This window comes from Kitasatospora sp. NPDC086801, from assembly GCF_044745805.1.
Taxonomy (GTDB): Bacteria; Actinomycetota; Actinomycetes; order Streptomycetales; family Streptomycetaceae; genus Kitasatospora.
In genome coordinates this window covers 24,894-38,054 of the sequence record NZ_JBIVAX010000011.1, presented here as the reverse complement: position 1 = coordinate 38,054, position 13,161 = coordinate 24,894, and the positions used below count along the sequence as shown (strand labels likewise).

Genomic DNA, 13,161 nt, shown 5'->3' with positions numbered 1-13,161 from the left:
TCTGTTCCGTTTCCCGGCCCGGCCCTTCCCAGGGGCGCGCCGTGCGTACCTGCCCCGCTCGGGGCAGCGCGATGGTTTCTCCACGGCACCTCGGCGGCACCGCAGCTCATTCGGCCATACCGGCCATACCGGCCGATCCGGCTGATCAGGTCCTTTCAGACCATTCCGGTCGTCGGGCCGATCCGATCGTTCAGGACGAACCAGCCGTCCGGACCGAACCGGCCGTCCGGACCGGTCCGTTCTTTCAGACCGGTCCGTCCTTTCAGACCGACGACATCCCGGCCCGCTCCTCCACCAGCGCGGCGATCCGGTCGATCACCTGCTCCAGGGTGAGCTCACTGGTGTCCACCAGGACGGCGTCCGCGGCCTGGGCCAGCGGGGCCGTCTTCCGGGAGGAGTCGGCAGCGTCCCGGCGGGCGAGGTCGGCGGCCATCGCGGTGATGGTCGCCTCGTCGACGCCCTTGGCGCGCAGCTCGGCCGTCCTGCGCTCCGCCCGGGCCTGCTCGGAGGCGGTCAGGAACACCTTGACGGTGGCGTTCGGGAACACCACCGTCCCCATGTCCCGGCCCTCGGCGACGATGCCGCGCTCGGCGACCTCGGCGCAGCCGCGCTGCAGCTCCACCAGTCGGGAGCGCACCGCCGGCACCGCGGAAACGGCGCTGACCTGCGCCGTCACCTCGGGGCCGCGGATCGGTCCGGAGACGTCCTGGCCGTCCACCGTGATGGTGGGGCCGTCCGCGTCCGTGCCCGACACGATCACCGGCTTGCCGCACGCGACGGCCACCGCCTCCGGGTCGGCCACGTCGACGTCGTTGGCCAGCATCCACCAGGTCATCGCCCGGTACATGGCGCCGGTGTCCAGGAAGCTCAGGCCCAGCCGGGCCGCCACCGCCCGCGAGACGGTCGACTTGCCCGAACCGGAGGGTCCGTCGATCGCGACGACGACCGGGGCGTGCGCTCGGTCGGCAGTGTCCACGGGGCCGAACCTCTCTCTGGGCGTGAAAGCCGGGGCCTGGGCAGGCAGACGGCAGGGGATTGTCTCCCTCAAGGTTAATGGACCGCCGCCCTACCCACTCCGCTGCCCGATCAGGTCCGCATCAGGCCCGCATCGGGCCCGCATCAGGCCTGGTCGGAGCCCAGGATCCGCAGGACGGCGTTGCCCAGTCGGGGCCGCAGGTACTCCCCGTCCCACTCGATGCCGAGGATGCCTGCGGTGAAGGCCATCGGGATCTCGCGGCCGAGGAAGTCCCAGACGAACGGCACCTTGGAGACGTGCGACGGGAAGTCGTTCACCGCGAAGGAGTCCCGGTGGTACGGGTTGACGTCCGCCTCCCGCCAGCCGAAGGACTGGCGCAGCCGGGGCCCGTCGGGGGTCTGGGTGTGGGCGAGGAAGGCGGTGAGCCAGCCGGTCACCCGTGGGCCGCCGGACATCGACCGCCACTTGAAGAGCGAGCGCCAGAACCCCTCGTCGACCGCCCCGCCCACCGCCGTCGCCGCGATCTCGTCGAGCACCGGGCGCAGCTCGGCGAACCACGGCGCGAGCCAGTCGAAGCGCTCCGCCAGCCCGGCGACCCGCGCCGCCAGCAGCGCCCAGTCCTCGGCCGTGCCCTCCAGCCGGATCCGAGGGATGCCGCAGCGGGTCTCCCAGCAGAAGGCGTAGTAGGGGCTGACCACGTCCATCAGCGCCACCAGCGCCGAGGAGGCGTCGTCGGGCGTGGTCGTCGAGAAGGCCGGCCGGAACAGTTCCACCAGTTCCGCCCCGACCGCGGCCTCCAGCGGTTCCCGCACCAGCCGGATCGACCGCGACCAGTCCGGCCCGGGCGCCGCCAGGGTGTCGTCGCGGACCACGATCACTTCCCGGCGCCCGTCGGCGCCGCCGAACAGCGCCCGGTACCTCGGCGCGTACATCCGCGCGTGCACGGCCACCTCGTGCACCACCGCGTACCAGAGCACGTCCGGCGACAGGCTCAGCGGCAGGTGCTCCGCGAAGGCGGCGTGGACCGCCCGCACCAGCAGGCTGCAGGTCGGCTCCGGCTCGGCGAACTCCGGGTCCGGCGGCGTCGTCCGGGGCAGTTCGACCAACGCCTCGACGCTGCGGTGGTGGATCCGGAAGTCCCCGCCCACCACCGCCCGCAGGAACCGCTCGTTCCCCAGGTCCACCGCCCGGCCGTAGGGCCCGTGCCGGGTCTCGCCCATCGGCAACTCGATGATCATCCCTGTTCCCCCTCAACCGAACCCCTCGGCGAAGCCCCTTGGCGCAGCCCCTCGGCAGAACCCCTCGACAGAACCCCCTCAACCGATCAGCCCCGCAGGCCGATCAGTCCCGGACGCTCCACCCGCTAGCCCGCAGCGCCACCGTGAGCGGCTTGACCGCCCCCGGCGCCACCGACAGCTGGACGAAGCCCACCTGCTGGCCGGTCGAGTGCTCGATGACGACGTCCTCGATGTTGACCCCGGCCGCGCCGACCTCTCCGAACAGCCGGCCCAGCTCGCCGGGCTGGTCGCCGAGCACGACGGCGACCGTCTCGTACCGGGTGGGCGGCGCACCGTGCTTGCCGGGGATGCGGGCCTGGCCGGTGTTGCCGCGCCGCATGACCGCCTCGATCCCGGCCGCGCCCGCCCGGCGCTCGCCCTCCTCGGGGGCGTCCAGGGCGCGCAGCGCGGTGACGGTCTCACCGAGGTCGGCGACGACGTCTTCCAGGACGTCGGCGACCGCGCCCGCGTTGGCGGAGAGGATGTCGACCCACATGCCGGGGTTGGAGGCGGCGATCCGGGTGACGTCCCGAACACCCTGCCCGGAGAGCCTTATGGCCGTCTCGTCGGCGTGCTCCAGCCGGGCGGCGACCAGTGAGGACACCAGCTGCGGGGCGTGCGAGACCAGGGCGACGGCCCGGTCGTGCGCGGCCGCGTCCATCACGATCGGCATCGCACCGCAGAGCGCGACCAGTTCCAGGGCGGCGTTGAGCGTCTCGGTGTCGGTGTCGTCGGTGGGGGTGAGCACCCAGGGGCGGCCCTCGAACAGGTCGGCGCGGGCGGCCAGCGGGCCGGAGCGCTCGCGGCCGGCCATCGGGTGGCTGCCGATGTAGTGGACGGTGTCGCAGCCGAGCGCGGCGACCTCGATGCGCGGGCCGGCCTTGACGCTGGCGACATCGGTGTACCAGCGGGCCAGGTTGCGGCGCTGGCAGTCCGCGAGCACCTTGCCGACCAGGGCGGGCGGCACGGCGATGATCGCCAGGTCGACCGGGCCGTCGGCCGGCTCGATGGTGCCGGCGCCGAGCGAGGCGGCGGTCCGGGCGGCATCCGGGTCGGCGTCCTCCAGGTGGACGGTCAGCCCGCGGCCGGCCAGGGCGAGCGCGGCGGAGGTGCCGATCAGTCCGGTACCGACGACGACGGCAGTGCGCATGGCGGGTCGCGCTCCTTCTCGAATTCTCAATTCTCGGGCTTCGCGTTCTGGGCTTCCCGGGCTGCCCGGCCTCGCGGGGCTTCGCGGTTCTCGGTCCGGCCGGCGCCCCGGCACGGGCCGGGAGCACCCGCGCCCCATCCTCTCGCATCCCCCACACCCACGCCCCCACCGCCCACCCGCTGGGCAACCGCGGCGGGCCCGCCCCCGTCCCACACCATGCGGACGCACTCCGGACACGGCGCGCACCGCAGGCGCCAAAGGCATTGCAGGCACTACAGGCACTACAGGCACCGCGGACGCGACAGGCCCACCAACGGGCACACACGCCGCGCCCCGCGAAATCCGGCGCCGCCCGCACCGAAGCGGGGCAGACTGGCCGCCCGGACACGGCGCGGGCGACACGCGGAACACGGCACGCGAACGAAGGGGTTGCGCATGGACGATCAGCACAGCGGCGACGATCAGCAGAACGGCGAGGCCGGGCGCGACGACGAGGCCCGACACCCCAGCGAGGCCGGGCAGTCGGAACCCCCCGCCGTCCCCGCCCACCCGTCGGTCCTGGACTCCGTCGTCGTCTACGCCGAGGGCGCGGTGTGCCGCCGCCGGGCCAGCGTCCCGCTCCCGGCCGACGGCCGGCTGCGGCTGACCGGCCTGCCCTCCTCCCTGGACGGCCGCTCGCTGCGCGCCCGGGTGCTCGACGGCCCGATCGGGACGGCGGTCACCGAGGCCCGGCTGGAACTGCTCGCCGAGTTCCACGAGCCGACCGAACTCCCCCGGCTCCGCCGCGAGTTGGACGAGGCCATGGAGCGCCAGGGCGCGCTCAACGAACGCCACCGGCTGGTCCTGACGGCGATCGCCGAGACCTCCGCCCTGCGCGCCGTACCGCCGCAGCGGCGGCGCGAGGAACCGCTGCGCCGTACGCCCGCCGACGCCTGGCTGGAGCTGGCCGACTTCGTCGACGAGCGGCTGACCCGGCTCCAGCAGCACGCCGAGGAGCTCACCCGGGAGATCGAACTCGCCGACCACGAGCGCGAGTTGGCCGCCGACCGGCTGGACCGCGCGTCCACCGCCGGCCCCACCCGCCCGGTCGAGACCGCCGCCACCGTCCTGCTCACCCTCACCACCGCACCCGCCGTAAAACCCACCACCACACCCACCACCACACCCGCCACCGCGCCCATCACCACGCCCGCCACCGCGCCCATCACCACGCCCGCCACGGCACCCGCCACGGCACCCGCCCGGGAGCCCTCGGTCCAAGCCCCCGAGGAGCCCCCCGCCCGGCTCGACATCGAGCTGGAGTACGGCGTCCCCGCCGCCCGCTGGGTGCCCGCCTACCGCCTGTCCTACCGCCACGGCGCCGACACCGGTCAACTGGTCCTGCGCGCCTCCGTCGCCCAGCAGACCGGCGAGGACTGGACCGGCGTCCGGCTCGCCCTCTCCACCGCCGACCTCGACCGCCGCACCGACCTGCCCCGGCTCCGCTCGCTACGGATCGGCCGCAGCCAGCCCGCCCCGCCGCCGTCCGGCTGGCGCGAGCCCCCGGCCGGCCTAGCCGACCTCTTCACCGGCTACGACGCGGCCGACGCCGGAGCCCGCCCGGCCGCGCGCCACAAGGCCCCGCTCCCCGTCTCGGCCCCCGGCCCGTACGGCTCCGCCGCCCGGCTCAACCACCTCGGCGGCGCCCGGCCCTCCGGCCCCCGCCCGGCCGACGCCGACCTCGTGGCGGACGCCGCCCGGCTGGCCGCCCCCGGCGGGCGCGGCGGCACCCTGGACATCGACGACCCCGTCCCGGCACCCCCGCCCGCCCCGAGCGGCTTCGCCGGATACGGCGCGGCCCCCGCCGCCGCCCCGGCGCCCCAAGCCCCGATGCCGCAAACCCCCCTACCGCAGGCCCCGATGCCGCAGGCCTCGATGTTCCAGGCCCCGCTGCCGCCGCCCGCCCCCGTGGCGCCGGGCGGGGCACCCCCGCCGGACCTGCGCCCGCTCGCCCGCCGCTCCCGCCGAAGCAGCGGCGGCGCCGAGGCCCCGGGTACCGGTTTCGCCCCGGACGCCACCCTGCTCGACTACCCCGACCTCGTCCTGGCCGGCCCCGACGCACCCGCCGCCCACCGCGGCACCCTGCGCCCCCGGGCCGAGCGGTTCGGCCACGAGGAGCCGGTGGTGATGGTCCCCGGCGGCACCGGCGGCGAGCGGGTGCGCTACCTGCCGCTCCCCCGGCACGCCGTCCCGCCCCGCGAGTCGGCGGGCTCCTTCGACCACCGCTTCGACTCCACCGCCCCCGCCGACATCCCGTCCGACGGCACCTGGCACACCGTCACGATCGACGAGATCCCGGTGTCCGTCCGCCCGGAGTACGTCACCGTCCCCGCCGTCGAGGAGAAGGTGTACGCCACCCTGGTGCTCGCCAACCGGACCGACCGCGCCGTGCTGGCCGGCCCGGTCGAGGTCACCGTCGACGACGAGTTCCTGCTCACCGCCGCCCTGCCCACCCTCGCCCCCGGCGGGCTGCGGAGCGTGGGCATCGGCGTCACCGAGAGCATCGAGGTGGCGCGCCGCACCGAGCTGCACGAGTCCACCGCGGGCATGCTGAACAGCAGCACCGTGCTCGACCACCGGGTGCACGTCCAGCTGGCGAACCGGCTCGGCCGCACCGTCACCGTGGAGGTCCGCGAGCGCGTGCCGGTCACCTCCGACGCCGAGATCCGGATCGAGGAGCGGGCCGACTGGCACGCCCCGACGGTCTCCACGCCGGACTGCCCGCCCAGCACCCGGCTCTGGCGGGTCGAGCTGCCGCCCGGCGGCCGCACCGAGCTGGACGGCGGCTACCAGATCAAGATCCCGGCCGGAAAGGCCATCGTCGGCGGAAACCGGAGGAACTGAACGATGACCGGAGCGACCATCCCCCTCCCCGTCACCGCCGTCACCTGCCTGGAGGACCGCGGCCAGGTCGAACGCACCGCGACCGTCGACCTCGCCGCGGGCGTCCAGCGGCTGCGCCTGGGCCCGCTCACCGCGCTCGCCGTCGACCGCACCCTGCGCGCCGAGACCACCGCCCCCGGCAGCCGCGTGCTGGACGCCCGGATCGTCCGCGACTGGGCCCCGCGCGCCCCGCTGCCGCCCGGCCCGGAGGACTCCCGGCTGCGCCACCGGCTGCACGAGCTGGAGACCGCGAGCCGCCTCGCCGACCAGACCCGCGCCCGGCTGGAGGCCCGGCTGGCGCTGCTCGCCCAGCTCTCCGCCGACCTGCTGCGCGAGGTCGGCGAGGGCGCCGGGGTCGGCGAGCTCGAACGCACCCGCTGGGCCCGCGAACTGGACCGGGTGGACGCCGAGCGCGAGCGCCACGGCGAGGAACTGCGGGCCACCCACTCCCGACTGCGCCGTCTGGACCAGGAGCGCTCACAGGCCCTGATCGCCCTCGACCAGGCCGAGGAGGAACCGGCCGAACTGGTCGCCCACCTGGAGCTCACCGTCGAGGCGGCGCAGCCCGGCCCGAGCGGGCTGACCGTCACCCACCTGGTGCCGTGCGCGCTCTGGCGCCCCTCGTACCGGGCCACCCTGGACGGCGGAATCCTGCGGCTGGAGTCGGAGGCGGTGGTCTGGCAGCGCACCGGCGAGGACTGGAGCGGCGTCCGGCTCACCTTCTCCACCGCCCGCTCGGCCCTCGCCACCGACCCGCCCGCCGTCGCCGAGGACGTCCTGATGCTGCGCGAGCGCACCGCCGAGGAACGCCGCACGGTCGAGGTGGAGCTGCGCGAGGAGACGATCAGCGCGCTCGACCCGGCCGCCGGGGTGCCGGGGGTGGACGACGGCGGGGAGGTCCGGGTGCTGCCCGCGCCCGCCCCGGCCACCGTGCCCTCCGACGGCCGGGCGCACCGGGTGCCGCTCGGCGCCTTCACCGGGCCGGCGAGCAGCGAGTACGCCTGCGCGCCGGAGCTGTCCCCGCTGGTGGCCCAGGTGGTCCGGTTCCGCAACGCGGCCGGGCACCCGCTGCTGGCGGGTCCGGTCGAACTGGTCCGCGGCAGCGGCTTCACCGGCCGGGGCGAGCTGGGCTTCACCGCCGCCGGGGCCGACGCCGAGCTGGCGTTCGGCAGTTCGGACGGCTACCGGGTGGTCCGCGAGGCCGAGGAGCGCCAGGCCACCGCCGGGCTCACCGGCCGCCAGACGACCACCCGGACGGTGCGGTTGCACCTCTCCCGGTTCTCCGGCCCGGAGGAGCGGGACGAGCAGGTCGTCACGGTCCGCGAGCGGGTGCCGGTCTCCGAGGTGTCGGCGGTGGAGGTGCGGCTGCGCAAGGAGGAGTGCTCCCCGTCGCCGGACGCCTTCGACTCCGAGGGCATCCTCCGCTGGGACGTCCCGCTCGGGCCCGGCGCCCGTCGGACGGTCACGCTGGTGTACGAGGTCTCCGCCACCGCCAGGGTCGCCGGGCTCTGAGGAGCCCGGCCTCCGCCGTCTCCTGAACACCGGTCCGCTCGTGACGACCGCTCAGGGCCAAACCGGGTAGAACAGGAACATGATCCTCCACCTCGCACCCCTGGACGACTGGCTGGCCGACCCCGGCCGGCCGTACACCACCGCGTCACTGCTCACCGACGGGTTCATCCACTGCTCGGCGGACGAACAGACGGCGCTCGCGGTGGCCAACGCCTTCTTCGCCGACACTCCCGACCCGCTGATGGCGCTGCTGATCGAGGAGTCAGAGGTGGAACCGATGGTCAAGTGGGAGGCCCCGCACGGCGCACCGCCGCCCGGGGCCGCGCCCGGCGTGCTGTTCCCGCACGTCTACGGGCGGCTCAACCGCTCCGCCGTCAAGGGCCTGCTGAAGGTCGAACGCGGTCCGGACGGCCGCTGGGCCGCCCTCACCCCCTGGAGCTGACGGCCCCTGCGGCCCACCCGGCCCGGTTCACCGTCAGCCCCGGTTCACCGTCAGCCCCGGTTCGCCATCAGCCCCGGTGCACGATCAGCCCCGGCTCACCGTCGACCGCGGCCAGAGTCACCCCCGACCAGAGTCACCCCGGTCAGAGCCAGCCCCGCTCCCGGGCCGCCATGCCGGCCTGGAAGCGGGTGGTGGCACCCAGCGACCGCATCAGGCTCTGCAACCGGCGCTGGGTGGTGCGGGCGCTCCAGCCGAGCGACCGGGCGATCGACTCGTCGGTGAGGCCGGCCGCCAGCAGGCCCAGCAGCTTGCGGTGGTCGGCCTCCGGCTCCAGCGTCGCGTCCCCGGTGCCGATCGCGGCCTGCAACTGCACGGCGCGCTCCCACTCCGCCTCGAACAGCGTGTCCAGCGCCTGGAGCAGCGCGGAGGGGTGGATGACGTACGCGGCGTCGAGGACGCTGTCGCCCACGCTGATCGGGATGATCGCCATCCGGTCGTCCGAAATGATCATCTTCATCGGCAGTGACGGCCGGACCCGGGCCTCCTCGCCGTCCGCGACACCGGCCAGGATGTTCCGCTCCAACCGGCCCGGCCAGGCCACCGCGTCCCGGTCGTAGATGGTCCGCAGCCGCAGCCCCTCCCGCAGCCGCCGTCGTTGCAACGGGATCGGGGCCACCGGGTCCTGGATGTACGGCGGACGGTCGAAGCCGCGGACCTGGTACTGGCTGGTCTCGGTGATGTGCTCCAGCCGCTGCGCGATCGCCTCGCCGCCGGTCAGCACTTCCACCGAGTGCGCCGGGTCGGTGTACCGCGAGGCCTCCCGGAAGGCGTCCATCAGGCGGTGCATCTCGGCCCGGGCGTGCCGCAGTTCGGACTCGCGGTGGCCGATCAGGGTACCGATCGCGACGTCGGGGGCGACCGGCAGGTAGCGCTGCCGGTCCACCGGGGCCCGAGTCGCCATGCCCTGCTGCGCCAGCCGGTCCAGGGCGCGCACGCTCTGCTGGAGCGTCAGGCCGCAGCCCTCGGCCAGTTCCTCCGCGGTGGACTGAGGATTGGCCACCAGCGCCGCGTAGAGCTGTCCGTCCGGCTCGGCCAGTCCCAGTGCGCTGAGTGGTGCATCCGACACGACGCCGTCTCCCCCGTTCGCCCCCCACCGGCGCCGACCCTGGCGCAGTCCCGCCACTGGGCGGGTGGTGGTCCGGTGGCAATCCTCTGCCACGGATCATGACGCTGACAAGGCCGTGACCAGGGGTTGCGGCCTGCCTCACAGCCCGCCCACCCCCACCGGACGGCCGAGGGCCTCCCCGCCTTTCGACGGGGAGGCCCTCAACAGAAGCCCGAATATGCCGACCGGTCTACAGACCCTGGCGGGAATATACCGACCGGTCTATATACCCGGACCGGAATATACCGACCGGTCTACAGAAATATACCGACCGGTCTACAGACCGACCTCGTGCATCAGCTGACCGACCTCGGGGTTGGTCAGACGGCGCAGCCAGCCCGACTTCTGGTCGCCCAGCGCGATCGGACCGAAGTGCGTGCGCACCAGCCTCTCGACCGGGAAGCCGGCCTCGGCCAGCATCCGGCGGACGATGTGCTTGCGACCCTCGTGCAGGGTCACCTCGACCAGGTAGTTCTTGCCGACGTTGGAGATCACCTTGAAGCTGTCGGCGCGCGCGTAGCCGTCCTCCAGCTCCACGCCCTGCGCCAGCTGCTTGCCCAGGTCGCGCGGGATCGGGCCCTGGATGGCGGCCAGGTAGGTCTTGGTCACGCCGTACCGGGGGTGGGTGAGGCGGTGGGCCAGCTCGCCGTGGTTGGTGAGCAGGATGATGCCCTCGGTCTCGGTGTCCAGGCGGCCGACGTGGAACAGCCGGGTCTCCCGGTTGGTCACGTAGTCGCCGAGGCACTGGCGCCCGTCCGGGTCCTCCATGGTGGAGACCACGCCGGCCGGCTTGTTGAGCGCGAAGAACAGGTACGACTGGGTGGCGACGGTCAGGCCGTCCACCTTGATCTCGTCGTTCTGCGGGTCGACCCGCTTGCCCTGCTCGGTGACGCGCTTGCCGTTGACCTCGACCCGGCCCTGCTCGATCAGTTCCTCGCAAGCGCGGCGGCTGCCGATGCCGGCCCGGGCCAGCACCTTCTGCAGGCGCTCGCCCTCGGGCTCGCCGAAGGTCTTGGGCAGCTTGACGGCCGGCTTGTCGTGCCGGGCGAGGACGGCGTCCTCGATCTTGGCCTGCAGCTCGCGCGAGCGCTGCGGCTGGCGGCGCGGGTCGCCCGGAGCGCCCTGGCCCTCCCGGCGCGGACGCGGGGCCGGGCTGGGGCGCCGGCCGGTGTAGCCGCCGCGGGCGGGGGTGGCGTTGGGGCCACCGCCGAACTCGGGGCGGTCGTAGCGCCGCTCCTCGGGCCGCAGCGGGCGGTCCGGGAACCGGCGGTCGTCCCGGCGGTCGTCCCGACGGTCATCACGCCGGTCGTCCCGCCCGTACGAGCCGGAGCCGCCGCGCGAACCGGCACCGCTGCCACCGCCGTACGAACCCCCGCGCGAACCCGAACCCGAGCCACCGCCGTACGAACCCCCGCGCGAACCCGAACCCGAGCCACCGCCGTACGAACCGCCCCGCGAACCCGAACCCGAACCGCCGCCGTACGAACCGCCGCGCGAACCGGCACCACTGCCACCGCCGTACGAACCCCCGCGCGAGCCGGCACCACTGCCGCTGCCGCCGGTGGAGCCGCCCCGCGGACCCGAGCCCGAGCCACCGCCGTACGAACCCCCGCGCGAGCCGGAGCCCGATCCCGAGCCCGAGCCGCTGCGACCGCCGCCGCTGCCGCCGTAGGAGCCGCCGCCCCGGCCCCCGCCCTGTCCGCCGCGACCGCCGCCGCTGCCGCCGCCGCTGCCGTTCCTGCCGTTGCCACTGCTACGCATCAAAGTGTCCGTACGTCGTTACCATCTGGGATGTGCGGTCGTCTCGGCCGACCTCACCGCCCCCTACCGATCAGGCGCAGCCCGACCGGCCTCGCCACTGCCGTCCGCGGCCAGCACGGCAGCGGCGGCGACCGCCTCCGCGATCATCGTGCCCTCCAGGGACTCCGCTTCCACGTCGTCGACCTCGGGCAGGAAGGGAGCAAGCTCCGGCAGCTCGTCCAGGCCGCGGAGCCCCATCCGTTCCAGGAAGTAGTTCGTCGTCCGATACAGGATCGCACCTGTTTCGGGCTCGGATCCGGCCTCTTCCACCAGTCCTCGCTGTACCAGGGTACGCATCACACCGTCACAGTTCACACCGCGGACGGCGGAAACCCTGGATCTGGACACCGGCTGCCGGTAGGCGACGACCGCCAGGGTCTCCAATGCGGCCTGTGTGAGCCGGGCCTGCTGGCCGTCCAGCAGGAAGCGGTCGACGGCCGGAGCGCAGGTGTCCCGGCTGTAGAACCTCCACCCACCGGCGACCAGCCGCAGGTCGAATCCGCGGCCCTGGGCGGTGTACTCGGCGGACAGTTCGCGCAGCGCCGCGGCCACCTGCGCCCGGGGCCGCTCCAGCACGCCGGCCAGCCGCTCCTCACCGGCGGGCTCGTCGACGACCATCAGGATCGCCTCCAGCTCGGCCTTCAGCCCGGCCCCGACCGCCTCCCCGCCCCCGCCCCCGCCCCCGCTCTCATCCGGATCTGCGCCCCCGACCGAACCAGCGACGCCGGAAGTCGACAGGGCCGACTTCTGGTGCACGACCCGAGCCCCGCCCTCCGACGACACCGCCACGGACGCCACCACCGGCCCCGCCACCGACTCCGCCGCTGGCTCTGGCAGCAGCTCGAAGGCCGGTTCCAGCCACTCCTCCGCCCGAGGCCGCCCCGGCAGCCCGAGCGGGCGCCGCGCCGGCCGCCCGCCACCCCCGCCCCCACCCCCACCCCCACCCCCGACGCTCCCGCTCCCGCTCCCGCTCCCGCCACTCATCGGCTCTCCTCCCGCTCCCGTTCACCCGCCGGCCGGTCGAACTCGTCCGTCACCTCGACCCCGCCCCGGTCCGCCTCCGCCACCCAGCGCACCAGCAGCTCGCCCAGCGCCTCCGGCTGCTCGAAGGCCAGCACCCGCTCCCGGTACAGCTCCAGCAGCGCCAGGAAGCGGGCGACGACCACCAGCTCGTCCGGCGCGTCCGCGACCAGCCGCTGGAACGACGCCTCACCGAGCTCGGTGAGCAGCCCGACCACCAGCCCGGCCTGCTCGCGCACGCTGACCGGCGGGCTGTGGATGTGGTCGACGTACACGACGGGCTTCGGCTTGGGCTCCATGGCCTTGGCCGCCAGCTGCGCGAGCCGCTCCGGCCCGATGGTGATGACCACCTCGGGCAGCAGCTCGGCGTGCCGCGGCTCCAGCCCGACGGTGCGCGGGCGCCGGGCCAGCTCGGCGGCCCAACGCTCGCCGAAGAGAGCCGCCGCCCGCTTGTACGCCCGGTACTGCAGCAGCCGGGCGAACAGCAGGTCGCGGGCCTCCAGCAGCGCCAGGTCCTCCTCGTCCTCGACCTCGGCGGCGGGCAGCAGCCGGGCGGCCTTGAGGTCGAGCAGGGTCGCGGCGACGACCAGGAACTCGGTCGCCGCGTCCAGGTCCCAGTCCGGGCCCATCGCCCGGATGTGCGCCATGAAATCGTCCGTGACGGTGGCCAGCGCCACTTCGGTGACGTCGAGCTTGTGCTTGGCGATCAGGCCGAGCAGCAGGTCGAAGGGGCCTTCGAAGTTGTCCAACCGCACCCGGAAACCGCCCCGCGGCTGTTCTTCGGTCGCGTTCACGGCGGTGGCAGGTGGTTCGGCGGTGCTCGGCATGACGGTCCATCTTCACCCGGCCCGGCCGCCCGCCCCGCCCCGAGGCCGTCGACACGCCGTCGTCGCCCCA

The 13,161-nt window shown here is 74.5% G+C and carries 10 protein-coding genes; 3 read left to right on the top strand and 7 right to left on the bottom strand.

From position 1 onward, the window contains the following. Nucleotides 1–262: 262 nt before the first annotated feature. The 3 genes from cmk to ACIPLC_RS15115 form a co-directional block, all read right to left on the bottom strand. The gene (cmk, locus tag ACIPLC_RS15125; RefSeq protein ID WP_400473415.1) at nucleotides 263–976 is read right to left on the bottom strand and encodes a (d)CMP kinase; all 714 of its coding nucleotides are present in this window, start codon (nucleotides 974–976) and stop codon (nucleotides 263–265) included. A gap of 143 nt (nucleotides 977–1,119) precedes the next feature. Next, nucleotides 1,120–2,214 (bottom strand): DUF4419 domain-containing protein, encoded by a 1,095-nt coding sequence (locus ACIPLC_RS15120; RefSeq protein WP_400473414.1) that lies wholly within the window; start codon nucleotides 2,212–2,214, stop codon nucleotides 1,120–1,122. Between the two features lie 103 nt (nucleotides 2,215–2,317). Next, a complete protein-coding gene (locus ACIPLC_RS15115) occupies nucleotides 2,318–3,403 on the bottom strand; it encodes a prephenate dehydrogenase (protein ID WP_400473413.1) in 1,086 nt (361 codons plus the stop codon). A 435-nt stretch (nucleotides 3,404–3,838) separates the two neighbouring features. Here ACIPLC_RS15115 and ACIPLC_RS15110 point away from each other — a divergent pair, with 435 nt between their 5' ends. The 3 genes from ACIPLC_RS15110 (at nucleotide 3,839) to ACIPLC_RS15100 (ending at nucleotide 8,279) form a co-directional block, all read left to right on the top strand. Continuing rightward, the gene (locus ACIPLC_RS15110) at nucleotides 3,839–6,286 is read left to right on the top strand and encodes a DUF4139 domain-containing protein (protein WP_400473412.1); all 2,448 of its coding nucleotides are present in this window, start codon (nucleotides 3,839–3,841) and stop codon (nucleotides 6,284–6,286) included. A gap of 3 nt (nucleotides 6,287–6,289) precedes the next feature. Continuing rightward, on the top strand, nucleotides 6,290–7,837 hold the full coding sequence (locus ACIPLC_RS15105) for a mucoidy inhibitor MuiA family protein (protein WP_400473411.1): 1,548 nt from the start codon (nucleotides 6,290–6,292) through the stop codon (nucleotides 7,835–7,837). 79 nt (nucleotides 7,838–7,916) lie between these two features. Then, the gene (locus ACIPLC_RS15100; protein ID WP_400473410.1) at nucleotides 7,917–8,279 is read left to right on the top strand and encodes a DUF952 domain-containing protein; all 363 of its coding nucleotides are present in this window, start codon (nucleotides 7,917–7,919) and stop codon (nucleotides 8,277–8,279) included. A gap of 142 nt (nucleotides 8,280–8,421) precedes the next feature. Here the strand turns inward: ACIPLC_RS15100 and ACIPLC_RS15095 are convergent, their stop codons facing one another. The 4 genes from ACIPLC_RS15095 to ACIPLC_RS15080 all read right to left on the bottom strand — a co-directional run bounded on the left by ACIPLC_RS15095 (nucleotide 8,422) and on the right by ACIPLC_RS15080 (nucleotide 13,091). After that, a complete protein-coding gene (locus tag ACIPLC_RS15095; RefSeq protein WP_400473409.1) occupies nucleotides 8,422–9,405 on the bottom strand; it encodes a helix-turn-helix domain-containing protein in 984 nt (327 codons plus the stop codon). Nucleotides 9,406–9,720: 315 nt separating this feature from the next. Next, nucleotides 9,721–11,205, bottom strand: coding sequence for a pseudouridine synthase (locus ACIPLC_RS15090; protein WP_400473408.1), 1,485 nt, complete (start codon nucleotides 11,203–11,205; stop codon nucleotides 9,721–9,723). 63 nt (nucleotides 11,206–11,268) lie between these two features. Then, nucleotides 11,269–11,889, bottom strand: a complete 621-nt coding sequence (gene scpB / locus ACIPLC_RS15085; RefSeq protein WP_400473569.1) for an SMC-Scp complex subunit ScpB — start codon at nucleotides 11,887–11,889, stop codon at nucleotides 11,269–11,271. Between the two features lie 335 nt (nucleotides 11,890–12,224). Further along, nucleotides 12,225–13,091 carry a segregation and condensation protein A gene (locus ACIPLC_RS15080; protein ID WP_400473407.1) on the bottom strand — a complete coding sequence of 289 codons (867 nt, stop codon included), beginning with the start codon at nucleotides 13,089–13,091 and terminating at the stop codon, nucleotides 12,225–12,227. Nucleotides 13,092–13,161 lie beyond the last annotated feature (70 nt).

What these genes read in the sequence shown, in the direction of transcription:
- ACIPLC_RS15120 (WP_400473414.1), bottom strand. Translation starts at nt 2,214, where the DNA reads ATGATCATCGAGTTGCCGATGGGCGAGACCCGGCACGGGCCCTACGGC.
- ACIPLC_RS15115 (WP_400473413.1), bottom strand. Translation starts at nt 3,403, where the DNA reads ATGCGCACTGCCGTCGTCGTCGGTACCGGACTGATCGGCACCTCCGCC.
- ACIPLC_RS15110 (WP_400473412.1), top strand. Translation starts at nt 3,839, where the DNA reads ATGGACGATCAGCACAGCGGCGACGATCAGCAGAACGGCGAGGCCGGG.
- ACIPLC_RS15105 (WP_400473411.1), top strand. Translation starts at nt 6,290, where the DNA reads ATGACCGGAGCGACCATCCCCCTCCCCGTCACCGCCGTCACCTGCCTG.
- ACIPLC_RS15100 (WP_400473410.1), top strand. Translation starts at nt 7,917, where the DNA reads ATGATCCTCCACCTCGCACCCCTGGACGACTGGCTGGCCGACCCCGGC.
- ACIPLC_RS15090 (WP_400473408.1), bottom strand. Translation starts at nt 11,205, where the DNA reads ATGCGTAGCAGTGGCAACGGCAGGAACGGCAGCGGCGGCGGCAGCGGC.
- ACIPLC_RS15080 (WP_400473407.1), bottom strand. Translation starts at nt 13,091, where the DNA reads ATGCCGAGCACCGCCGAACCACCTGCCACCGCCGTGAACGCGACCGAA.